At 63.8% G+C, this 23854-nt stretch carries 19 protein-coding genes and 1 pseudogene; 7 read left to right on the top strand and 13 right to left on the bottom strand.

The genetic code is table 11. The annotated features are described in order from the left end of the window. Positions 1-79: 79 nt before the first annotated feature. The 3 genes from mscK to pgl all read left to right on the top strand — a co-directional run bounded on the left by mscK (position 80) and on the right by pgl (position 5267). Positions 80-3400, top strand: coding sequence for a mechanosensitive channel MscK (gene mscK / locus AACW18_RS10820; RefSeq protein WP_218290023.1), 3321 nt, complete (start codon positions 80-82; stop codon positions 3398-3400). 131 nt (positions 3401-3531) lie between these two features. Beyond that, positions 3532-4143: a LysE family translocator gene (locus tag AACW18_RS10815; RefSeq protein ID WP_218290021.1), complete on the top strand. Its 612-nt coding sequence runs from the start codon at positions 3532-3534 to the stop codon at positions 4141-4143. Positions 4144-4253: 110 nt separating this feature from the next. Continuing rightward, the gene (gene pgl / locus AACW18_RS10810) at positions 4254-5267 is read left to right on the top strand and encodes a 6-phosphogluconolactonase (RefSeq protein ID WP_218388632.1); all 1014 of its coding nucleotides are present in this window, start codon (positions 4254-4256) and stop codon (positions 5265-5267) included. Positions 5268-5360: 93 nt separating this feature from the next. On the opposite strand, the gene AACW18_RS10805 is transcribed toward pgl, so the two are convergent. From AACW18_RS10805 to AACW18_RS10790, 4 genes are all read right to left on the bottom strand, one after another. Further along, the gene (locus tag AACW18_RS10805) at positions 5361-5936 is read right to left on the bottom strand and encodes a lipid-binding SYLF domain-containing protein (RefSeq protein ID WP_252994762.1); all 576 of its coding nucleotides are present in this window, start codon (positions 5934-5936) and stop codon (positions 5361-5363) included. Between the two features lie 295 nt (positions 5937-6231). Then, positions 6232-6969, bottom strand: coding sequence for a dienelactone hydrolase family protein (locus AACW18_RS10800; RefSeq protein ID WP_218388631.1), 738 nt, complete (start codon positions 6967-6969; stop codon positions 6232-6234). A 322-nt stretch (positions 6970-7291) separates the two neighbouring features. Further along, the gene (locus tag AACW18_RS10795) at positions 7292-8530 is read right to left on the bottom strand and encodes a uracil-xanthine permease family protein (RefSeq protein ID WP_042653890.1); all 1239 of its coding nucleotides are present in this window, start codon (positions 8528-8530) and stop codon (positions 7292-7294) included. 378 nt (positions 8531-8908) lie between these two features. Further along, positions 8909-10618 (bottom strand): NAD-dependent malic enzyme, encoded by a 1710-nt coding sequence (locus tag AACW18_RS10790; RefSeq protein ID WP_218388630.1) that lies wholly within the window; start codon positions 10616-10618, stop codon positions 8909-8911. A 265-nt stretch (positions 10619-10883) separates the two neighbouring features. On the opposite strand from AACW18_RS10790, the gene AACW18_RS10785 reads away from it, so the two are divergent. The 4 genes and pseudogenes from AACW18_RS10785 to AACW18_RS10770 all read left to right on the top strand — a co-directional run bounded on the left by AACW18_RS10785 (position 10884) and on the right by AACW18_RS10770 (position 14358). Continuing rightward, a complete protein-coding gene (locus AACW18_RS10785) occupies positions 10884-11471 on the top strand; it encodes a TMEM175 family protein (protein WP_042653892.1) in 588 nt (195 codons plus the stop codon). 275 nt (positions 11472-11746) lie between these two features. Further along, positions 11747-12400: a molybdenum cofactor guanylyltransferase MobA gene (mobA, locus tag AACW18_RS10780; RefSeq protein ID WP_218388629.1), complete on the top strand. Its 654-nt coding sequence runs from the start codon at positions 11747-11749 to the stop codon at positions 12398-12400. Further along, positions 12397-12906: pseudogene (gene mobB / locus AACW18_RS10775) on the top strand (molybdopterin-guanine dinucleotide biosynthesis protein B); the annotation flags it as partial. The gene mobA and the pseudogene mobB, both read left to right, overlap by 4 nt. A gap of 378 nt (positions 12907-13284) precedes the next feature. After that, positions 13285-14358, top strand: a complete 1074-nt coding sequence (locus AACW18_RS10770; protein ID WP_218388627.1) for an FUSC family protein — start codon at positions 13285-13287, stop codon at positions 14356-14358. Between the two features lie 91 nt (positions 14359-14449). Here the strand turns inward: AACW18_RS10770 and AACW18_RS10765 are convergent, their stop codons facing one another. From AACW18_RS10765 to AACW18_RS10725, 9 genes are all read right to left on the bottom strand, one after another. Then, a complete protein-coding gene (locus AACW18_RS10765) occupies positions 14450-17320 on the bottom strand; it encodes a diguanylate cyclase (protein WP_218388626.1) in 2871 nt (956 codons plus the stop codon). Between the two features lie 296 nt (positions 17321-17616). Further along, the gene (locus AACW18_RS10760) at positions 17617-18174 is read right to left on the bottom strand and encodes a DUF3332 domain-containing protein (protein WP_218388625.1); all 558 of its coding nucleotides are present in this window, start codon (positions 18172-18174) and stop codon (positions 17617-17619) included. 173 nt (positions 18175-18347) lie between these two features. Next, positions 18348-19643, bottom strand: a complete 1296-nt coding sequence (locus AACW18_RS10755) for a methyl-accepting chemotaxis protein (RefSeq protein WP_218388624.1) — start codon at positions 19641-19643, stop codon at positions 18348-18350. 188 nt (positions 19644-19831) lie between these two features. Continuing rightward, positions 19832-20296, bottom strand: coding sequence for a GNAT family N-acetyltransferase (locus AACW18_RS10750; RefSeq protein WP_218388623.1), 465 nt, complete (start codon positions 20294-20296; stop codon positions 19832-19834). Between the two features lie 89 nt (positions 20297-20385). Then, on the bottom strand, positions 20386-20841 hold the full coding sequence (locus tag AACW18_RS10745) for a DoxX family protein (protein ID WP_218328844.1): 456 nt from the start codon (positions 20839-20841) through the stop codon (positions 20386-20388). Beyond that, complete coding sequence (locus AACW18_RS10740) at positions 20838-21590, bottom strand: HvfC/BufC family peptide modification chaperone (protein WP_218388622.1); 753 nt, start codon at positions 21588-21590, stop codon at positions 20838-20840. The genes AACW18_RS10745 and AACW18_RS10740 overlap by 4 nt, the downstream gene beginning before the upstream one ends. Continuing rightward, positions 21583-22425 (bottom strand): MNIO family bufferin maturase, encoded by an 843-nt coding sequence (gene bufB / locus AACW18_RS10735; protein WP_218388621.1) that lies wholly within the window; start codon positions 22423-22425, stop codon positions 21583-21585. The genes AACW18_RS10740 and bufB overlap by 8 nt, the downstream gene beginning before the upstream one ends. 64 nt (positions 22426-22489) lie before the next feature. Beyond that, positions 22490-22753 carry a BufA1 family periplasmic bufferin-type metallophore gene (locus tag AACW18_RS10730; RefSeq protein WP_084228363.1) on the bottom strand — a complete coding sequence of 88 codons (264 nt, stop codon included), beginning with the start codon at positions 22751-22753 and terminating at the stop codon, positions 22490-22492. 320 nt (positions 22754-23073) lie between these two features. Next, complete coding sequence (locus tag AACW18_RS10725; protein WP_218388620.1) at positions 23074-23454, bottom strand: hypothetical protein; 381 nt, start codon at positions 23452-23454, stop codon at positions 23074-23076. Positions 23455-23854: the final 400 nt, after the last annotated feature.

Genomic DNA, 23854 nt, shown 5'->3' with positions numbered 1-23854 from the left:
CCCGGCCGGTGTTAGAATCCACGCGGATTTCCCCCACGAGGGAAACCTCCCAAATTTCGCGTAATAACCCGGAAGTTTTATGCCCTCAACACAGTTCAGAAGAGTCTCGGCCACCCTGTTGCCGCTGCTCTGTTTACTCATCAGCCTCTGCGCCCCGCAAGCCATGGCGCAGGATGTGCCCCAACGCGCCACAGTACAACGGGCGCTTGATGCCCTCGGCAAATCGGATACCCTCACCGTCAGCCAACAGGCCGATCAGAAGTTTCTGACCGATACCCTCAGCCTGCTCGACAACATCGAGAAGGAGCAGGAGAAGGCCAAGGCGCAGACGCAACGGATACGCACCCTCCCCACCGAGATGAAGGAGATAGGTGCCAAGCTCGACGGCCTGACCCAGGGCAAGAGCCAGGAGCAGCTCAAGAGCGAATACGCCAGCATGAGCCTGGCGGAGCTGGACAGCCGCCAGGCCGAGATCATGGCCAACCTGCAGGCCTCTCAGGAGGCCCTCGGCACCATCGGCAGCCAGATCACCAGCCTGCAGACCCTGCCTGAGCGAGCCCAGGCCAACATGAGCCGCGCCTATCAGCGCAGCCAGGAGATCCGCTCCCGCCTGAACTCAGGTGACACTATCAGCAGCGCCGAGAAGATGAAGCTCAATACCGAGCTGGTGTTGCTGGACCTGCAGCTGGCCAACCTGCAGAAGGAGCTGGACAACCGTACCAGCATGCAGGATCTCGCGGTCAAGCAGCGCGATTACCAGAGTGCCCGCCTCGCCAGCGAGGAGCAGAAGCTGCTGGCACTGCAGGAGCAGAGCAGCGCCAAGCGTCTGGGTGACACCGAGAAGGCCGCCGAACAGACCGGTGAGCTGGTGGCCATCGCAGACAATCCGCTGGTGCAAAAAGAGCAGGAACTCAACCACCAGCTCAGCCAGCAACTGATCAGCGCCACCTCCAATCTCAACTCGCTCGCACAGAAAAACCTGCAGGCCAAGAGCTGGCTTGAGCGTGGCACCCAGACCGAGCGCAACCTCAACGAACAGGTGCAGATGCTCAAGGGCAACCTGCTGCTGTCGCGCATCCTCTACCAGCTCTACCAGCAGCTGGAGGCCGCCCCCTCCACCCTGGTGAAGAACCTGGAGGAGCAGATAGCCGATCTGCATCTGGCCCAGTTCGAGTTGAGCCAGCAACGGGATCAGCTGTTCCAGAAGACCCAGTATCTGGATAACCTGGTAGCCAGCAGCAGCGAGCCGGTCAGCGAAGAGGACAAGGCCAGCCTGGCCAAGCTGCTCGACACCCGCATCAGCCTGCTCGATCAGCTCAACCGCCAGCTCGACAGCCAGCTGACCAACGCCATCAGCCTGCAGCTGACCCAGCAGCAGCTGACCCGGGTCTATGCCTCCATCGAGTTCACCCTGCAACAACACATCTTCTGGGTCAGCAGCAACAAGCCTATCGATGGCAAGTGGTTCATCAACTGGCCTGCCCAGGCCTACAAGCAAGCCTCCGACTGGGTACTCAAGCCCGACTGGAGTGGCTGGGGCGAGATGCTGTTGCCGGTCTCCCTGCTCGCCTTCCCGCTGCTGCTGGTCGGCGGTCTGCTGCTGTGGAAGCGGCCGACCTTCCTCAAGCGCCAGCAGGCGATCACCAAGGATCTCGGCCGTTTCCGCCAGGACAGCCAGTGGCACACCCCGCGCGCCCTGCTCTACACAGTGCTGCAGCGCCTGCCGGGCAGCCTCTTCATCCTGGCCGCCGGCCTTTGGCTCACCTACTGTGGTCTGCTGAGCCCCAAGCTCATCTTCCAGATCACCCTGAACCTGGCGCTCGGCTATCTGGTGTTCAGCGTCTACCTGTCGGTGATGCGACCCGGTGGCCTCGGCGAGACCCACTTCCGCCTGCCGAGGGCCGAGCTGCAGGCCAAGCGCAACAGCATGCGTTACCTCTGGCTGCCGCTGCTGCCGCTCATCATGCTGTCAACCAAGGCGGTGGTTGAACCCTCCTCCCTGGGCAATGACGTGATAGGACAGGCGCTGACCATGCTGCTGCTCGGTCTGACCGCCTACCTGGTGCTGCCCATCTCCCGCGCCCGCATCAAGGGCGAGGCCAGTATGGTGCAGACCCTGACGGCGGTCGCCCTGGCGCTGGCCCCATTGGCACTCATGGTGCTGGCGGCGCTGGGTTACTACTACACGGCCCTGAAGCTGACCGGCCGGCTGATCGAATCCTTCTACCTCATCATCATCTGGGGCCTGGTCTACCGCACCGCCCTGCGCGGCCTGGAGCTGGCGGCCCGCCGCCTGGCCTATCGCCGCGCCGTCGCCAAGCGGGAACACAGATCCCAGGAAGATGCGGAAGGGGGCGAGGCTATCGAAGAGCAGCCCATGGATCTGGAGGATGCCAGCCAGCAGTCCCTGCGCCTGACCCGGATCATGCTGCTGCTGGTGTTCGGCGTCGCCTTCTACTGGCTCTGGTCCGATCTGGTCGCGGTCTTCACCTACCTCGACAGCGTGGTGCTGTGGCACAAGAGCGAGGGCACCGGCGCCAATGCGGTGCTCTATCCCATCAGCCTGAGTGATGTGCTGACCGGCCTGTTCCTGTTCGGGGCGGCCCTGTCGCTGGCCCGCAACCTGCCCGGCCTGCTGGAGGTGCTGGTGCTCTCCAAGCTGCGCCTCGCCCAGGGCACCGCCTACGCCTTCACCACCATGCTCAACTATGTGTTGATCGGGGTGGGCTCGCTCACGGCGCTGGCCATGCTGGGGGTCCAGTGGGAGAAGCTGCAGTGGCTGGCCGCGGGTCTCTCGGTCGGTATCGGCTTTGGCATGCAGCAGATCGTCTCCAACTTCATCTCCGGCATCATCATCTTGTTCGAGCGTCCGGTCCGGATCGGCGACACCGTCACCATCGGCACCATCTCGGGGACAGTCAACAAGATCCGCATCCGCTCGACCACCCTCACCGACTTCGACCGCAAGGAGGTGATCATCCCGAACCAGCAGTTGATGATAGAGCGGCTGGTCAACTGGTCCCTGTCCGACACCGTCACCCGGGTCATCGCCCGGGTCGGGGTGGCCTATGGCTCGGATCTGGAGCTGACCCGCAAGCTGCTGATGCAGGCGGCCATGGAGAACAGCCGGGTACTGAAAGATCCGGCCCCCATCGTCTACTTCCTCACCTTCGGCCCCAGCACCCTGGATCACGAGCTGCGCTTCTTCGTGAGTGAGCTCGGCGATCGCAACCCGGCCATCGATGAGCTGAACCGCAAGATAGACCTGCTGTTCCGCGAGCACGGCATCGACATCGCGTTCAACCAGATGGACGTCTACATCAAGAACATGAAGGGGGACGAGCAGAAGGTGGAATCCCACCGGAGCCTGCCACCGGCAAGCGACGGCAACCCCGCCTGATCCCGACCTCCTGCACATGCAAACAGGCTCCTCAACGGAGCCTGTTTTTTTACCTGGACGGCCGGGCTTGAAAGCGGGAGGGAACCCCCAATATAGAGAGGACTATGGACGGTTATCGCACGAGGATCGCAATGGACTATCTCTACGCCGTGGTGCTGTTTGCCATCTCGGCATCGGTCACCCCGGGGCCGAACAACATCATGGTGATGAGTGCCGGGGCCAACTTTGGGATCAGGCGGAGCCTGCCGCTGCTCGCCGGGATCTGCGTCGGCTTTACCCTGATGTTGTTGCTGGTCGGGCTGGGCTTCGGCCAGCTGTTCAGCCTCTTCCCCGGATTGCACCTGATCATCAAGTGGGTGGGCACCCTCTACCTGCTCTATCTGGCTTGGCTGATCGCCCGCTCGGCGGATGAGATCACGGGGCAGCCCGCGGCCCGCCCCCTCGGCTTTCTCAAGGGGGCCCTGTTCCAGTGGGTCAATGCCAAGGCCTGGGTGGTCGCCACCGGCGCCATCGCCGCCTTCACCAGCGTCGGTGCCGACTTCTACCAGCAGAACCTGACCATAGCCCTGACCTTCTTCGTCGTCTCCTTCCCCAGCGTCGGACTCTGGCTGCTGTTTGGCTCCCTGCTCAAGCGCTGGCTGACCAGCACGCTCGCCCGCCGCCGCTTCAACCATGCCATGGCAGCCTTGCTGGCCCTGTCGGTTGCCCCCGTCATGTACGAGCTGCTGAGCCCGCCGGGCTGAGCGGCACAGGTCCTGTGGATGCGGGGCCCCATACGTGCGACCATCCTTCCAGACCCCTTTCCCCGTGACGGGTGGCCGACGCGGGCCCCCCTCACTTTCAGGAGCGAGCAATGCAGCAAGTCGTTTATGTCGCCAACCCGGTCAGCGGGTTGATCCATGTCTTTCAGCTGCAGGACAATGAACTGGTCCCGCTGCAAGAAGTCCAGACCGGGGGTGAAGTGCAGCCGCTGGTCATCAGCACGGACAAGCGCTGGCTCTATGCTGGTGTGCGGCCCGACTTCAGGGTGCTGAGCTACCCCATAGCGGCGGACGGTCGGCTCGGGACGCCCGCCTCGGCGCCGCTCTCGGGCAGCGCCTCCCACACCTGCACCGACGCACGGGGCAAGCTGTTCTTCGCCGCCTCCTACGCCTTCAACCACGTCAGCATCTCGCGCATGGACGTCGCCGGTCGGGTGCTGGCACCCCATCAGCGCATCGATAAGCTGATGGCCGCCCACTCGGTGACCCTGCTGCACGACAAGCAAGGCCATCAGGAGCTGCTGGTCGCCTGCCTCAAGGACGACGCCATCCGCCGCTTCGCCCTGGACGACCAGGACAGGCTGAGCCCCCATCCACTAGGCGACCTCCACACCGCCGCCGGTGCCGGGCCGCGCCATCTGGCGCTGCACCCGACCAATGGCGATCTCTACTGCCTGAACGAGCTCGACTGCACCCTCAACCGCTATCACCGGGAGCCGGATGGTCGCATCAGTGCGCGGGAGAGCCTGGACATCATGCCGGCAGGCTATGAAGGGGAGCGTTGGGGGGCGGATATCCACCTCAGCCCAGACGGGCGTTTTCTCTATACCAGCGAGCGCGCCAGCAGCCTGCTGACCCTGTTCGGGATCGACGAAGGAGACGGCGCCCTGACCCTGCTCGATCACTTCCCGACCGAATCCTGCCCCCGTGGTTTTGCCATCGACCACAGCGGCCACTATCTGATCGCCGCCGGGCAGACGTCCCACAGCCTGGCCGTGCACCGCATCGCGGCACAGACGGGCCAGCTCAGCCTCTCAACCCGCCAACCCGTGGGGGAAGGAGCCATGTGGGTGAGAGTGCTGGCGCTGGAGGGCGAAGCCCGCTAAGGGCGTCTGTCGAGAGGGAATAGAGAGCCATGAATGACAAGGCGCGGTGCTCGTTGGAGCACCGCGCCTTCGTTGTATCAAGCCGAGCGGAGATTATTTGGTGCCGTTGAGCTCATCATCCGGCCAGTACTTGTAACCCTGCATGGTGGCCTGCACCGCGACCCCCTTCTCGGTGAGCTGATACATCTTCACCTTCTGGAAATCGGCGTTGGCCGCCTCGCTGACCACCACCTTGCCATCGTTGGCCGATTTGGCGGCCATGTCCGCCTGGGCGCTGGCATCGAAGCCCGTGGTGATGAAGCGATCCAGTGCGGCGGTATCGTTGAAGATGATCACGGCCTGGAATTTCTTGATCCCCATGCCGATCCCCATCCCGGCAGTCGCCATCTTCATATAGGTGTCACGACCGGTGCGGTTGTCACGCAGTACGCCATAGCCACTCCCCGCGCTGAGCACCAGCAGGTTATTGTTCACATTGTTAAAGACGGCATAGCCCTTGGATCTTGCCACTTCCTGTCTGATGTTCGGATTCTGCCCATACAGCGTGGACAGCGTCTGTTGACGCATCTGCTGAATGTTGCTGCGCTGCTCGGCAGGGTTGTCTCCCTTGGCACAACCCACCAGCAGCAATATGATGAAAATCGGGCTCCATAGACGCAAGTCACGCATGTCATTACTCCTTTGTATGTAACTGCGGTGATGGATGTCGCCTTGTATGACAGGCCATCTCCCGCTCCTGGACAAGTCAGAGGTAATCCCAGTGACCCACTATCGGTGCTCAGACTCCGTCGCCCATGGGCTCTCACCGGATACAAGTACCTCATTGGGTCAGTATAACCAGCTTCCACTGAACTTCTGCTGACCCGCCCGCCGGCACCCAGGCGGGCAGGCGCGACAAACCGACACAGATACAAGGCGTTAGTGACATGGCGGCCCAATCTGGCCCTGCCTGCCACCGGCCGCCCTACCCCTTGGTCACCTCGCCGAGAAACTCGGTGAAGCGCTGCCAGGATTTGGCATCGGCATCGGCGCGGTAATTCTCCGAGCCGAACACGCTGAAGGCGTGGGGGGCCCCGCCGTAGCTGATGGCCTCATGCTTGATGCCCGCGCTCTCCAACTCGGAGATGAGCCCGGCAAACTGGCCAAGCGACACCGCCTGATCCGCGCTGCCATGCTGGATCAGCAGGCTCGCCTTGGTCTGCTTGTAGTCTTGGCCGGCCGGCGTCTCCAGCCCGCCGTGCACGCTCACCACCCCCTTGAGCTCGGCGCCGCTGCGGGCCAGCTCCAGCACAGCCGCCCCGCCGAAGCAGTAACCGAGCGCCACAGTGTTATCGAGCCGCCCGCCCAGCTTGCCCGCCTCGGCCAACGCCCCCGCCAGCAGCTTGCGCATCCTCGGCCTGTCCTGATAGAGAGCCCCGGTGAGCTTCTTCTTCTCTTCCATGGCCGTCGGCCGCACTCCGACCCCGTACAGGTCCACCGCAAACACGCTGTAACCGAGCGCCGCCAGCATCTCGGCTCGCTTGACCTCATAGTCCGTCAGACCGTCCCAGTCATGCACCAGCAGCACCAGCGGCGCCTTGGGGCCGGCGGCCAGGTAGTAGCCCTCGAATGACTGGCCATCGATGTCGTAACGCACCGCGCCAGCCTGACTGGCCCCACTCCATATCAGCCCGAGCAGGGCCAGGATCCATGCCTTCTTCATCGCCATCTCCTCGATCGTGAACGACGCCCATGATTGTAGTCGCCAGGCTCCCGGGCCGTGCATCGGGACTCCAGCGTTGCCCTCTTGCGGCAGACCACCGAACAGAGATAAGCCGGATAGGATAAAACCGAGCCAAAAAAGAGAGGCCACCCTAAGGTGGCCTCTTGGCTGCTAACCCTTGGCGAGACGCCGTCGCTTAATCCTTGGCGGCGTCCATCACGCCCTCTTCGGAGTGCGCGGGCAGGATCAGGTTGAGCAGAAATAGAGAGAGGCCACCCTAAGGTGGCCTCTTGGTTGCTAACCCTTGGCGAGGCGCCGTCGCTTAATCCTTGGCGGCGTCCATCACGCCCTCTTCGGAGTGAGCGGGCAGGATCAGGTTGAGCAGGATCGCGGCCACCGAGGCCAGACCCACGCCCGCCAGGGCGAAGTCACCTATCTTCATCTCCAGCGCGCCGACACCCACGGTCAGGGTCACGGCGACGATGGCGATGTTGCGGGCGAGGCCCAGATCCACCTTGGACTCCACCAGCGTCTTGAGGCCGATGGCGGCGATGGATCCGAACAGCAGCAGCATGATGCCGCCCATCACCGGCATGGGGATGGAGGTGAGCAGGGCGTTGAACTTGCCGAAGAAGGCCAGGATGACGGCGAACACCGCGGCCCAGGTCATGGTGACCGGGTTGAAGTTGCGGGTGATCATCACGGCGCCGGTCACTTCGGCGTAGGTGGTGACGGGCGGGCCACCGATGAAGCCGGCGAAGCAGACCCCGATGCCGTCACCGGCCAGGGTGCGGTGCAGGCCCGGATTCTTGGTGTAGTCCTGCCCGGTCACACCACCGATGGCGAGCACGCCACCTATGTGTTCGATGCAGGGGGCTATGGCCACCGGCAGCATGAACAGGGCGGCGGCCCAGTTGATCTCCGGGGTCTCGAAGTGAGGCAGCGCCAGCCAGGGGGCGTTGGCCATGCCCTCGAAGCTCACCTGGCCCATCAGCACCGCGGCCACATAACCGGCGATGACGCCGGAGAGGATGGGGATGAGCTTGATCCAGCCTTTGCAGAACACGGCCGCGATCAGGGTCACCGCCAGGGAGATCCCCGCCAGGGTCAGCGCGGTGGCAGGCGCCACCACCTGCTCACCTCCGGCCCGACCCATCGCCATGTTGCAGGCGACCTGGGCGACCGACAGACCGATCACCATGATCACCGGGCCAATCACCACGGGTGGCAGCAGCTTGTGCACGAAGCCCATGCCCCGCACGCGGATCAGCGCCGCCAGGATGAAGTACATGAAGCCGGCGGCAAACAGACCGAACATGGTGGACGGCAGTCCCCAGGTCTGGGTGGCGTAGATGATGGGGGCGATGAAGGCGAAGCTGGAGCCGAGGAAGATCGGCACCTGACGACGGGTGCAGAGCTGGAACAGCAGGGTGCCTACACCGGCGCCAAGCAGGGCCATGGAGGGGTTCAATCCGGTGAGCAGGGGCACCAGAACCATGGCACCGAAGGCGACAAACAGAATTTGCAGCCCGGCGACACTTTGCTTGACCAAGGAAAACATGGGTGTCCTTAATTTTTTGATGACTGACAGGAATAATTGACACTTTTCAGTCATCACAACACATTTTCAAGGCGTGAAATGCGCAAAAAGGCGTCATTTGTTACCTTTTACTGCTTGGGGAGGGCATGAAACTGGCTTTTTAGGCGGGATTCGTTGCTACAAGCATCGAATACGCGATTTTACGCACTTTTATGGTCGACGCCAAACGTTTTTCCAGCTCCGCTTATTGATGAGGGCGGCAACGGGTTCAAATATTGAACGCCAACCCGAACTTTTGCCGACAGGGCCAAGCGAGACAAGGGATGGCGGGCCCTGGCGAACCGCAACGAAAGAGGGGATGGCCAGGCCATCCCCTCTTCTCGTCAACGCCTTACCCGATCAGACCCGGCGATAGGGCAGATAGAGCGGCTCCCACATGTGGCTCAGGATGTGCTGCTGCAGATCCTGGCCGATCAGCGGGTGGGAGGGATCCCGGCGCACTATGTCTTTGAGCACGGCGGTCGCCACGTGTACCGAGATGCTGCGCAGTTCGCGGATCCGTGGATAGACCGAGCCCTGCGCCAGATCGGCCTCGCTCACGCACTCGGCAAGGGCGAAGGCGGCGGTGGTGAAGATGTCGGGGCTGATCTCGCGGATCTGGCTGACGATGGCGGCCAGGCCCACGCCGGGGAAGATGAAGACGTTGTTGCCCTGGCCGATGCGGTAATCCCGCCCCTCGTGGTGCACGTCCTTGAACGGGCTGCCGGTGGCGACGATGGCGCGGCCCTGGCTCCAGCGGTAGATGTCTTCCGGCAACGCCTCGCAGTTGGCGGTCGGGTTGGAGAGCGGGAACACCATGGGGCGATCGCAGTGGGCCAGCATCATCTGGATGTGCTGCTCCTGGAAGGCCCCACCCGCCCCGCTGGTACCCAGCAGCACGGTGATAGGCACATGGCGCAGCACCTCGGTCAGGCCAGCCTTGCCCTGCAAGTCCCACTGCGCCAGCAGCAGGCCCGGCTTGGCGTAGCGGCGCTTGTATTCGTCCAGCCCCTCCCGGTTGTCACACACCAGCCCCTGGGTATCCAGGATATAGATGCGATCCCGCGCCGCCTGTGGATCCAGCCCCTCGCGGATCATGCCCGCACAGATCTGATCCGCCACCCCGACCCCGCCGGCACCGGCGCCATAGACCAGGTAGTGCTGCTGGCCCAGGCTCTCGCCCTTGGCCTTGACCGCCCCTATGATGCCCGCCAGCACCACGGCTCCGGTGCCCTGAATGTCGTCGTTGAACGAGGGCAGCGCCTGCTGGTAGCGGGACAGGTTGTTGAAGGCGTTGGACTTGCTGAAGTCCTCCCACTGCAGCACGGCATTGGGGAAGTGGCGCTTGACCCCGGCCACGAACTTGTCGATGAAGTCGTCATACTCCTTGCCGCGAATGCGGCGATGGGGCTGACCGAGATACATGGGATCGTCTAGCAGGGTCTGATTGTCGGTGCCCACGTCCAGCGCTATGGGCAGGCAGCAAGCGGGATGGATGCCGGCCGCCAGGGTATAGAGGGAGAGCTTGCCGATGGGGATGCCCATGCCGCCCACCCCTTGATCGCCGATCCCCAGGATGCCCTGGCTGTCGGTCACCACTATGATGCGCACCGACTTGCTGTCCACGTGGCGGGCCAGGGAGCCCATGTCATCGACGTTCTTCGGGGTGATGTAGAGGCCGCGCGCCTTCTGGTAGCGGTGGCTGAACTCCTGGCACGCCTTGCCCACGGTCGGGGTATAGATGATGGGGGTCATCTCCTCCACGTGACGGGAGAGCAGGGCGTAGAACAGGGTCTCGTTGCGATCCTGCAGGGCGCGCAGGTTCTGATACTTCTCGATGTCGCTGCAGGCGCTCAGGAAGCCCTGATAGACCCGATCCAGCTGGGCCTCGAAGGTCTGCACCTGGGGCGGCAGCAGGCCGTCGAGCTCGAAGTCGGCCCGCTCCTGTTCGGTAAAGGCGGTGCCCTTGTTGAGATTGCGATCGTTGAGCAGATCGGTGCCAGTCAGTGCAACGGGGCGAAAGTCCTCTCCCTGTGCGTCTTTCCACAGCAGATATTGTCCGGTAGCCATAATCATTCTCTTTGATACGTGGGAAGTGCCATTGCGGCGAAGAAGCGAGACACATAATGAAATCAATCATATAACTTTTGCCTTACCCATTTTGTGAAGCCGGGCATAAAGTCGCCCACCCCGGCCTTCTCCCCGACCCACAGACCTCCTCCCTGCCAATCCCCCTGCCTGTGGCTAAGCTAACCCATGGACAAGCTGCCGCCCGTTATTCGGCTTGCCGAGCCGGCCACACAACACCAGAGCACCTGACTCAAGGAAGGTCATCATGGGAAGCACTCGACTGGAAGCCTTCAGCGATGGGGTCATCGCCATCTTGATCACCATCATGGTGCTGGAGCTCAAGGTGCCCCACGACGCCAACTGGCAGGCGCTCACCCCGCTGCTGCCGGTGTTCCTGAGCTATGTCCTCAGCTTCATCTACCTGGGTATCTACTGGAACAACCATCACCACATGCTGCACACCTGCCGCCAGATCACCGGCCCCATCCTCTGGGCCAATCTGCACCTGCTGTTCTGGCTCTCCCTGATCCCCTTTGCCACCGGCTGGATGGGGGAGAACCACTTCGCCAGCCTGCCGACGGCCCTCTATGGCCTGGTACTCTTGATGGCCGCCATCGCCTACTTCCTGCTGCAGGCGCTGATCATCCGCTCTCAGGGGCCGCACTCACTGCTCAAGCGGGCGCTCGGCACTGACTGGAAGGGCAAGATCTCTCCCCTGCTCTATTTCAGCGCCATCCTGGCCGCCTTCTGGGCCCAGTGGTTGTCCCAGCTTATCTATGTGCTGGCCGCCCTGATCTGGTTGGTACCGGATAGCCGCATCGAGCACATCCTGGCCGAGCATGAGGCCGACTAGCTCTCTCCTTGCTCTGGCTCCCGGCAACGAGGGGCCGTGCCGTACCAAGGCACAACGAAGGACTCAAGGTGGATCAGATTGACCTGGATCACCGCGGGATGCGCATCATCCGGCTATAAATGCCATTGCCCTGCCGGCCCCCTTGGCGCAAGATCGGCCGGAGCCGGGCCTAGAGCCCAGGGTCAGCAACCTTGGCCCCTTGCCGCTGCACAGGGCAATAGCGCCAGCAACAAGCCCGCGGCCAGAATCCATCTCACCGAACCCGACAGAGCGACATGACCCCAGATCCTGCAACCCCGAGTGACCACTTTCCCGTCTCCGCCGTGATCCTGGCCGGTGGCCGCGCCACCCGCATGGGGGGCGAGGACAAGGGCTGGGTGCCCCTGGTGGGCAGGCCCCTCGTCGAACATGTGATCGAGCGGCTGCGGCCCCAGGTGGACGAGCTGCTGATCAACGCCAACCGCAATCAGGCCCGTTATCGGCAGCTAGCCCCCGTCATCGAGGATGGTAACCATGACTTCCTCGGCCCGCTGGCGGGCATGCAGGCCGGCCTGGCCGCCGCCCGCCACGACTGGGTGCTGTTCGTGCCCTGTGACGGCCCCGGCCTGCCGCGGGATCTGATGCGCCGCTTTCGCGCCGCGCTGGTGCCGGAGGCCGGACTGCTCCCCGAGCTGGTGGTGGCCCATGACGGCCAGCATCTGCAACCCGTGGTCGCCCTGCTGCACAAGTCGCTGCTTCCCTCCCTGCAGCAGGCGCTGGCCGAGGGGGAGCGCAAGATAGCCTGCTGGTTCGGCCGCCACCGGATGGCGGTGGTGCACTTTGCCGATCAGCCGGACGCCTTCATCAATCTCAACGATCCGCGCGAGCTCTCGGCCTACGAGGCGCGTCTGCTGGGTGCTGACGAGCTGGCGGGGGGGATGCGATCATGATCTCCCAACTGCCGCTGCTCGGCTTCGTCGCCTGGAGCGGCACCGGCAAGACCACCTTGCTGGAGCGGCTCATCCCCCTGCTCGGCCAGCGCGGCCTGCGGCTCGGGGTGCTCAAGCACACCCATCACGATTTCGACATGGATCAGCCGGGCAAGGACAGCTATCGCCTGCGCAAGGCTGGCGCCCGGCAGGTGATGGCGGCCTCGAGCCGGCGCCACGCCCGCATCGTCGAGACCCCGGACGGCGAGCCTCCCTTTTCCGCCCTGCTGGCCGGCTTCGACTGGGCTCAGCTCGATCTGCTGCTGATCGAAGGCTTCAAGCACGAGCACTTCCCCAAGATAGAGCTGCATCGCAGTGCCATCGGTCGGCCACTGCTGTTTCCGGAGGATGGCGAGGTGATGGCGCTGGTGAGCGACAGCCCCCAGGCCACCACCCTGCCCCAGTTCGATTTCGAGGCGCTGCCCGCCATCGCCGACTTTATCTGCGCCTGGCTGGGCGAGCGGCAAGGGGCCAGCCCCCATCAAGACCGGATTGCTGACCATGACCAGCAGCCACCGGCGCAGGCGGCCCTGCTGGCGAGCCAGGCTCTCATCCGGCAGCCACTGCGTCTCAGCGCCCTGGCCATGACGGCTATCCCCAACCCGGCGGGTGACGGCTATCTGCCCGCTCATCTCGGCCAGGATGCCAATGGCATCTTGCAGGTCAGCCCGACAAGTGCTTTTATGCCTTCTGCCCTCCCCGCAGCCAACTGTCTGATCGAACTCGATCCCTCCCGCCCGGCCATCGCCTCCGGCGAGCGGGTCTGGGTTCGTCCGCTGGCGGGGTGGATGCCGTGACGCCGGCGCGGCGACACGAGAACATCAATCTGACATGAGACGATTCCCTTGCGCCTGAACGCCCCGCTCTCCCGCTTAGATCTGCTGATCTATGGTCGCTACCGCCTGGTTCACGGCCTGCGCATCTCCCTGGCCTTCACCCTCACCTTCCTGCTGACCCGTGAGCTCAAGCTGCCGGAGAGCACCTGGCCACTCATCACCCTGGTGGTGGTGATGGGCCCCATCTCGTTCTGGGGCAACGTGCTGTCGCGTGCCCTGCAACGGGTGGTCGGCACCATCTTCGGTGCGGCCTGCGGGGTAGTGGCGCTCTATCTGGAGCTCTACTCCATGCCGCTGATGTTGATCTGGTGCAGCGGCATCATGTTCCTGTGCGGCTACCTGGCGCTCGGCAAGCGTCCCTACGTGGGGCTGCTCATCGGCATCACCCTGGCGGTGACCATGGGCGCCATGCCGGGGGACATAGAGACAGCGCTCTGGCGCAGCGGCGACGTGATCCTGGGCTCGGTGCTGGCGCTGTTGTTCTGCAGCATCTATCCCCAGCGCGCCTACAGCCACTGGCGGCTGCAGATGCACGACACCCTGCAGCAGGCACACCGCCTCTATCACACCCACCTCTCCCCCAACATCCTGGAGCGCCCCAAGCTGGCCCGCAGCCATTCCCAGCTGCTCTCCAAGATGGTCAGCCTGCGCCCCTTGCTGACTCCCGCCGTCAAGGAGACCCGCCTCAGCAGCACCCTGTTCGAGGCCATCCAGACCACGATGCGCAACACCTTCTGCACCCTGGAGATGCTGGCCAACACCTACTGGACCGATCGCCAGAGCCACTTCCTGATGCAGAGCAGCCCGCAATTGCGCGCCTGCCAGCAGGCCACCGAGGAGGTGATCACCCAGCTCGCGCTCATGCTCAAGAGCGGGGATCCCCGCGCGGCCGAGCAGGCCATCGCCCGCTTGCAGGCGGCTGCGGCCCAAGTTCAAGCCCAGGTGCGGCTCAACATCGATGCCGAGGCCACCGTCAGCGGCTACCTCTGGCTCAACGTGCAGCTCATCGAGCAGCTCAGCCACCTGTACCGCCTGCTGGGGCTGGTGCTGCAGCCCTACAACAAGCCCTCGGCGCGGCCATGAAAAAGCCCCGCCGAGGTGGGGCTTTTCTTTTCAATTGACTGAGGGGACGGCAGAACGCATTTCACGACCTGAACAGCCCCTTGCGCCCTCTCTAGGTCGGCCTGTCCGCAGGCCCTGCCGGTGAACCCGCGGATGGCGTCTGAGCGCCAAACACCGCCACCGCGTTCCTGCCGCCCTGCTTGGCACGGTACATGGCCTCGTCGCCAAAGTGCAACAGATCCCGCTCATTGTCTGCCTGGTCTGGATACATCACCACGCCTATGCTCGACGAAATATCCAGCTCAACGCCGTCATCCATGACAAAGGGCATGTCGAGCACCTTGCGGATCTTTTCCGCGACAAACACGGCATCTTCCATCTTCCTGGCATCGGGCAGGAGGATGACGAACTCGTCGCCACCGATGCGCGAGGCCGTATCGGATTCACGCAACACGGCCCCCATCCGTGACGCGACCTGCTTCAACAACCAGTCTCCGGCCCCATGCCCGTGCTGGTCATTGACCGCCTTGAACCTGTCCAGATCGATGAACAGCAGCGACAGTTTGCGTTGCTCCCGCCTCCCCAGCGCGAGCAGCAGGCTGAGCCTGTCTTCCAGCATCCGGCGGTTCGGCAGACCGGTCAGCTGGTCGTAGAACGCCATCTTCCGAATGGCGTCTTCGGCGGCCTTGCGCCGGGTGATGTCCCGGGAACTGCCGACGATGTGGGTCGGTCTGGATTCACCGTCCAGCATGATGTTGGCCACGACCTCGACCGGGACCAGGCTCCCGTCCTTGTGCCAGACCTCCAGTTCGATCTCGATGTGGCGGGCCGTCAGGTCTCCCTCATCAATGCGTCTGATGTGATCCTCCACCGCCTCGCTCCACGCGCGGGCAGCCTGTGGCGGCAACCAGTGGCGCAGAGGATGGGCGGCTATGTCTTCCTGAGTCAGGCCACGCAGCCGTTCGACCGAGGGACTGGTGTAGCTGTATTGCATGGAGGGATATTGCATCACCCAGATCACATCGTTGCTGTTTTCCGCTATCAGGCGATACAGGGCCTGACTCTCCTGCAGTGCCTCTGCCAGACGCGAACGCTCTATGGCCAGCTGCGCCAGTCTGGCGTAGTCCGCCAGCAGGGCGAGATCATGGGCATCCGGGGCGGCGGGTTCCCGCCGATAGAGGTTGAATACGCCGATGATCCGGCCATCCCCATTTTTGATGGGCTGGGCCCAGGCGGCGCGCAGCCCGCTCTCGACCGCCTTGTCGCGCACCGCGGCCCAACTGGGATCGGTGGCAACATCCTGTGCAATCACCCTCTCCCCACGGAGCACGGCCGCCACCGCAGAGCCGTTCCCCTCCGCGATAGGCATGCGCCCGGTGGGGCTTCGCCACTCATCAGGCAAGTCAGGGGCGGCGCAGTTGACCAGCTCAGTGCCATCGTCAGCCACCAGAAATACGGTGCCCAGCACACCGGGGTGATAGGCATTGATGATGCGCACCATGGCATCCAACACCTCGGACAAGGGGACGTTATGGCCCAGCTGCTCCAGCACCTGGTTGTTCAGATAGAGGTAGTGATTGTGCGCCGCCAGTTCCCGCTCGGCGGCTTCACGGGCGATGGTCTGGTTATGCAATTCGGTCACGTCGGTGGAGACACCGATCAGCGCCAGGGGTTGATCCGGCAGTTGCACCGGCACCTTGACCGACTCGTAGTAACGGGTCTCCCCGCTCGGGGTGGTGGCGACCTCCTTGCCGCTTTGCTTGTTGCCCGTGGCGAACACCTGGCTATCGAGGAGCCAGAAATGGTCGGCCACCTCCGGCGTCAGGATTTCGTGATCCAGGCGTCCGATGATCTGCTCGGCCGGCAGGCCAAACATCTCGGCGGTCTTGGCGTTGACGTAGACGAAGCGCCGCTCGCTGGTCTTGAAATACACATAGGCGTCCAGGGTGTTGAGGACCAGGTTCAGCAACTCGCGCTGCTGGTGATTCTGGCGCAAGAATTCCACCAGCAGCCACTGCAGGACGGAGAGACAGGCCAACGCCACCACTGAGAAGATCACCTGATTCCACCAGTGGAACAGGTACGCCGCCTTGCTCACCGCCACCACTTGCTGCCACTGCCCAAGGTGCAGCGGGGTCAACACCGCAAGCCGCTCCACCCCGTCCACCGTGGAGCGGTAGAATTTCACATCCGACCCGTGCTGGGTCTCCTGAAAAGAAGGTTTGTGGCTGGCCTGCCACCCCGCCACCCCATCGGCAGGCGCACCTGAATTCGCATAGCGATACAGCAGCTTGCTCGTGCGCTGGTCAAACATGGCAAGGACCACGTTTTCCCCCAGGTTGAAGCCGCGCGTGTCATCTGTATTGAGCCAGGCTGACAGGCTCTGCAGGCTGAGATAGCCGATGGCACTGCCCAGCAACTGCCCGTCCGCAGACTGTATCTTTCTGAACATCACCATGCCCCCGCCCCCCTGTTCGCTGTCCTGGTCACTGGACACAAAGAAGAGGGAAGAGTCGGCCCCGCTCTCATGGAAGGCCCGATAACGGGGTGAATGCAGGAAGGAGCCGGTCTTCAACAGGGTCGGCGGCAGCATCGATGCCAGCGGTATGCTGGATGCGATGCTCAGGATGCCGCCATCGGGATCCAGGACGGCGACGGTATCCAGCCAGGGGTGCTTCACTTCCTGTTGCAACAGGAGTTGCTTGTCTTGCGGCGCCGGCCTGGCCAGGGTGGCAGTACCAATCGAGCCGAGCCGATGATCCAGGATCTCCTGCAGCCGTTCAAAGCTGCGCAGATGCATCGCCGACACGTTTCTCAGATTCTGCACCACCCCGGTTTCAATCCAGTAGCGATCCAGATAGAGGTAGCCCGCCGTAACGGCGCTCTGGACCAGCAGCACCAGCAACAACAGGTCCCGTCTGGCCGCCAGACGGGAGAAGCGCGAGCTCATGAAGGCTCGCAGACGCATAGCAGATACTCTCATATCACCATCCCGTAACATCAGGATCAGACCCCGGCCGTCCATGTCTGTTTACCGCCAGCCGGGACGCAGGAGCGGGGTAAATCAACCAAGATTAACCCCTCACCTCGATTTCAGGCCAAACCTTTTAATAATTAATGACATAAATGCCATACAGAGCACCATTTGCGCCCGCTGGAATGGCGGCCGCCGCCTTGCAACCAGCCCTCCGTGCTGTCATGAAAAAGCCCCGCCGAGGCGGGGCTTTGCTGCTGACTGACGGCACCTGAGGTGCCGTCCATCCTGCCGGTCGCCGGCACTCAGGCGAGGGTGCGTCCTTGCGGGGTCATCTCTGCCAGCTGCTGCTGGGTCAGGGTCGAGACCAGCTTGTCGTCGAGATAGAGGTCCAGCAATTCGCCGCGCATCTCGCCGCGCATCATGCTGCTGCGACCGTCGATGTAGTGGATCTCCATCTGGGCCGTGCGCTCGCCCGGATAGCTGACCTTCACCTCGCGCACCCCTTGCGGCAGCATGGCCAGCGGCACCTTGTTGAGGGCCGGATCCAGATGCTGGTTGACCTTGATCACCGCATCGGCCTTCTGATCCACCAGCGCCGGTGACTTGCCGGTGATGGGGTTCTTGCCGGACCAGAATTCTATGGTGTTGAACACGAACAGATCCGCCGTCGCCGCCAGGCCATAGACGGGGGAGAGCAGCACGAAGACACCGGCACGGCCATAGCGATTGTCCACCACGCTGAGGTTGCCCTTGGTCAGCATGGCGGAGAGCCCCATCTGTCCCATGCAACCGCTGAGCCCCATGCTCGCCACCATCCCCAGCAACAGGGCCGCTGCCCTGCCTTTCTGTCGTACTGCCATCGTTCTCTACCCGCTCAAAAAAAGGAGTCGGCAGCCTAAACAAGCCGACAGGGCGGGACAATTCACAAGGCAGGGGCGGTACAGCCAGGATTCAGTTTCGCCGCTCGACCGCTCACACTTTTGGCACTCTCGCCAGATACCGTCGCAAGGGCCGGCGGGGCAAACCGCCGGGCTCAGATGGATAGACTGGAAACCGTCTCCGAGACCCGGTTCGCCTCCTGCCGGATCTCGCTCATCAGCCGATCGACGCCGGCGATCTGCTGCTTGCCGAGCTCGGCGCTGCCCGCCACCCCGGCCATGTCGCCGGTCACCCTGGCGGTCAGCTCGCGATTCTTCTGCACCACCTTGGCAATCTCACCGGTCGACAACGAGGTGCGAGCCGCCAGCTGGCGCACCTCGTCGGCCACCACCGCGAAGCCCCGTCCCTGCGACCCCGCCCGCGCCGCCTCGATGGCCGCGTTGAGCGCCAGCAGGTTGGTCTGATCGGCGATGGCGCTGATGGTCGAGACGATGGCCTCGATATGCCTGGACTGCTCGTTGAGCTGGCCGATGAGGGTGATGGCCTGATCCACCTGGCCGGCGATAAGGGAGGAGGTATCGACCACGGCGCGCAGCAACTCGGCCCCCTGCTCGGCGCTGTGCAGGGTCTCCTGCGCCGTGCTGTGGGCAAGCCGGGCCGCTTCCCGGGTGGCATGGCTCTGGTGGATGCGCGTGGTGATGTCGCTGGCGAACTTGACCACCCTGACCACCTTGCCGCCCTCGTCCCGGATCGGGTTGTAGGTGGCCTCCAGCCAGATGACCTCGCCCCGGCTGTCATAGCGCCTGAAGAGGCCGGACTTGAACTGGCCGCGGGCCAGCTCTTCCCAGAAGTGCGGCTGCTCGCGCAAGAAGGCGTCGTCGCAGAAGAGCCGGTGATGCTTGCCCTGCAACTGGCCGAGGCCGTACCCCATGCAGGCGAGGAAGTTCGCATTGGCGGTGATGATGTCGCCGCTCGGGGTGAACTCTATCATCGCCTGGGATCTGTCCAGCGCCTGGGCCAGCGCCTCCTGGCGTTGCAGGTGCTGCTGCCGGGCCGTCATGTCGGTGGCCAGCTTGATCACCCGGGTCACCCTGCCCTGCTGCTTCACCGGGAAATAGCTCGCCTCCAGCCAGCGCGTCTCACCCTTGTGATCGATGCGCTCGAAGAGGCCGGACTGGGCCTGCCCCTGCCGGAGCCGGGTCCAGAACTGCTGATAGTCCGCCGAGCGGGACGCCTGCGGACGGCAGAACAGAGTGTGATGCTGCCCCTGCAACTCGGCCGCCCCGTACCCCATCAGGCTCAAGAACGCCTCGTTGGCCTCCAGGATCGCCCCGTCCGGGGTGAAGATGATGGTCGCTATGCCCTGCTGAATGGCCTCGACGAAGCCCTGCTGCTCGTCGAGCCGGCTCTGGCACGCCAGCAGTTGCGCCTTAAGTTTGTGATTGAACATGGTACTCCTTGAACTGACGAACCGGGCCAACACACCCGCCCATTGCCGGACGGTATCGGCCGCGCGGGCGCCGATATGAGTGGTCTGATGACTCGAGGGGGCGCGGGGCGCGCAGTGTAGAGAAAAGCGGCGCCGCCGCCAAGACCGCCAGTACGTAGAAGAATCGCTCCCGGATCAACCGGAATCGATCAGGGGACCGGGCACCACTCCAGGCAGGCCGGGTTCGCCACGAAGCCGAGCCGCTCATACAGTGGGCGCCCCTCCTCGCTGGCGTGCAGCCACAGCTTGCCCAGCCGCTGTTCACGGGCATAGGCCGCCATGACATCGAGCAGGGCGCTCGCCATGCCCCGCTTGCGCCAGGCCGGCAATGTGTACATGTTGAGCAGATAGGCCTCGCGCCCCGCCAGGTTGCCCGGATAGGGCGGCCGCACGAAGAGTGCCAGGGTGCCGCACGCCACCGCCTCGCCATCGACCTCCACCAGCCAGGAGCGGGCGCAGCCATCCCTCTCTGCCGCGCTGAAATAGGCCTCGGTCGCCTGCCACAGCGCCCCATCCGCCAGCGGATCATCGAGCTCCCCCAGCTCGCAGAACAGCGCCATGCGCAGCCGCACCAGGGCGGGGATATCGGCGGCCTTGGCCTCGCGAATTATCATGTCTCTTCCTCGGGTTGCACGACCGGGGCGGCTCGCCCCCTGTCACCATGACAATAGGGGCCAGCAGGCCCCTTCATTTGACTCTCACGTTAATGGGCGCCCGCCCCCCTGGCAAGGCGCCAGTGATCCAGCGCCAGCGGGCCTGCGCCCCACACCGCCAGGGTCAGCAACATCCAGCCCCACAGCTGGTGATCGTGGAAGCCCCCCGCCCACAGGGTGGGGTAGGAGATGACCGCCATGATGTTGAACGCGAACAGCAGGGCGGCGACGGGGCGGGTGAACAGGCCGGCCAGCAGGAACAGCGGCAGCAGCAGCTCGGTCGCCGTCCCCACATAGGCCGCCCACTGCCAGGGCAGCAGGGGCACCCGATATTCGGATTCAAACAGATAGAGGGTGGAGTCCCAGGCGTTCAGCTTGAGCCAGCCCGAGCGCAGGAAGACCGAGGCCACCCACAGCCTCGCCAGCAGCAGCACGCCGCCGCTGAGCCAGGGTTGGATGCGCCCGGCCCACAGGCAGAGCGGCTTGGAGAGCTGGTGTTCCGTCATGGCATTAGCTCCAGATCGACCAGCAGATCGAGGGTGATGAGTGGGGTCAGGTGCTCGGCCGCAGAGGGCGTCTGCGCCAGCAGCCTGGCCAGGGGTTCACCCTGCCGGCAGCCCAGCAGCAGACTCCAGGCGGCCAGATCCAGGGGGAGCGGCATCACCCTGTGATCCCGCTGCTTCTTCAGCACCAAGTGGCAAGGCGCATCCAGCTCGGTCACGGTGGCCCCCTGATGCAGGGCCATCTGCCACAGCCCCAGCACGGGGTAGGAACTCTCGAACAGCAGGAGGTCGCTGGCGGGCAGCAGCACCAGCTGCTCCCAGCGCTCGGGAGGGACGGCGGCGAGTCGCTCGGCGGGCCAGCGCCTCGGCTCGGGCGCCAGCAGGGCGGCCCTGTCCAGCGCCCATTCGAAGCGGGCAAGCTCCCCGAGCCAGGGCAGCGTGGCCGTGGTCGGCAAGTGGGCGAGCCAGTCACCGAAGCCCTCACCATAGTGCATGACGCTCCCCTCCCGCAGCGGCTCGGCCAGCACGAAGCCGCGCGCCGCGGCGGCGAAGAATGCCTCCCCCACCATGGCCTTGACCGCGGGATAGCTGCCGGCCAGCACCTCGGTCAGGCTCAGGATGAAGTGGTTGCGATAGACCCGCAGCACGGACTCGGCCGGCAGGAAGCTGGAGTGGATCTGCGCCAGTATGGCGTCATCCTCGCCGAGCAGGCCGCGGGCAAAGGCTTGCTGCAACTGCGCGAGCTCAGACATGGGCGGCCTCCTGCCCTGTCCCTTGCGCCGCGCTCAGGATCTGGTGGGCGCGCTCGGCCTCCCCCAGCAGCACCGGCAAGGGGGGAATATCCAGATCCCACTCGATCAGGGTGGGGATGGCGCGCTGCCGGCAGACCTGCCGATAGAGCGCCCACACCGGCGGCGCCACCGGGGCGCTGTGGGTGTCGATATAGAGGTGGCCCTCGGGCAGGCGCTGATCGGTAAAGCCGGCGAGGTGGATCTCGCCGACGGTGTCCAGGCTGATGGCGGCCAGATAGTCGGCGCAATCGAAGCCGTGATTGACGCTGCTGACATAGAGGTTGTTGAGATCCAGCAGGATGGCGCAGCCACTGCGGCGCTGCAGCTCGGCCAGGAAGGCCCACTCGCTCATCTCGCCGGGCAGTTGCAGATAGGACGAGGGGTTCTCGATCAGCAGCTGGCAACCCAGGCTCTGCTGCACCCGCTCTATCTTGTCGCTCAGATGGCCGAGCGCGGCCCGGGTATAGGGCACCGGCAGCAGATCGTTGAAGTAACGCCCGCCTATGCTGCCCCAGCTCAGATGCTCAGAGACCCGCACCGGCTTGATGGCCGCGATCAGGGCCGCCAGCTGGCGCAGATGAAGGGGATCGAGCGGGTCGGCCGAACCGAGCGACATGCCGACCCCGTGCAGGCTGATGGGGTAGTGCCCGGCCAGCTCGGCCAACACCTCGAAACCCCGGCTGTGGCGCTCGAAGTAGTTCTCGCTGTGCACCTCCAGCCAGCCGACCCCGGGCAGGGTCTGGCGGATCTCGTCCTGATGGGGGGTGCGTAAACCTATACCGATCAATGGGTTCATGGCGGGGCTCGCTGTCATAGTGGGAACCATGATGTGGCAGGGGCGCCACATCATGGCATGGCGCTTATTTGGGTTGCAGCGACCCACCCGTCAGCTTCTCGCACAGACCCTTTGGCATCACCAGAAACGCATCCCCCTGGGCATCCATCTTGGCGGTGCCGGCGCAGGAGTTGCTCTTGGTGGCGCAGTCGTTGTTCCCCGCCTTGGCCACGCCGTAGCACTTCTCCTTGTCGTCGGCCGCCATGGCCGGGGCGGCGATAAACTGGGCACCGAGGGCCAGCAGACCCGTCATGGCAGAGGCGATGGCAGTGCTCTTTTTCACGTTCATGTCAGTCATCCTTATCGTTGGGAATGGTGTCTCCGGTGTGTGGCATCCGGCTACCTGCAATAAAACCGGCAGACGGGGGAAATTATTCCCAACAAATTGCATTAACGCGTTATTAACAGATGCAATAACGCTAACGCTTTGTTTTAAAAACAGATCAGATGGCAGGGTGCCGAGCATAGCCAAGGCGGCCGCCCGCGCAGAGGCCAGAGCGCCCTGATCCCAGGCCCGCTATCTCGCGCCGCCCTCCCCGCATCACAGGCCAAAAAAAAGGGCCAGCGGGCCCCCTTTACTGCTCATGACTGACCGGCAGATGCGGGTACTCAAGCCGTCTTGACGCACTTCTGGACGAAGCTGTTCTTGGCCGCCCCCGCCAGCTTCTTGTCGGCCGCCGCCTTCTCGCACTGGCTCGCCTTGTCGGTCGCCGCATCCGTCTTCACGCATTTCTGGATAAAGCTGTTCTTGGCCGCCCCCGCCAGCTTCTTGTCGGCGGCCGCCTGCTCGCACTGGCTCGCCTTGGTGCTGGCCGAGGCATCCTTGACGCACTTGCCGACGAAGCTGGTCTTGGCAGCGCCCGCCAGCTTCTTCACCGCCGCCTGGGCCTCGCACTCCTGCTGCGCGCCAGAGGTAGCGCCCTGGGCCACCCCCATTCCCATGCCCATGACCGTCACACACAGACTCAACACCATCAGGATCCGCTTCATATGACCAACTCCCTTCGTTCTATCCATTGTGGTTAGCCCCCACTCACGCGGGCCAAACGAGGCACTCTCGCCACGCTGCACTATAGTCCCCTTGCTTGATGACAACCAAAGTGCCGCCGTGCTCGCACAGCCTTCCTTCCCCCTGCCCGCCCCCGCTCGACCAAGAGACGAGAGACAAGATTGGTGAGCTGGCGCAAAAATTCAGTGCTTGTCGACAGTTGCGTCAATTTTTGACTGGTGAGACCAGATTCAATTGGCCTAACATAGCCATCCGGTACCTATTGAACGGTGATGGGTTACTGCCCTCGCTGGTTAATGGAGCATTTTGGAAGCTGTAATCCACGGGCGGTAGCGTCAAAGTTAGATATATTTCCGCTCTTTAATTATTACTAAATATGTT

Source organism: Aeromonas sp. sia0103, assembly GCF_963895295.1.
In the GTDB taxonomy this organism is placed as follows: domain Bacteria; phylum Pseudomonadota; class Gammaproteobacteria; order Enterobacterales; family Aeromonadaceae; genus Aeromonas; species Aeromonas encheleia.
This window is presented reverse-complemented; position numbering and strand designations above follow the sequence as displayed.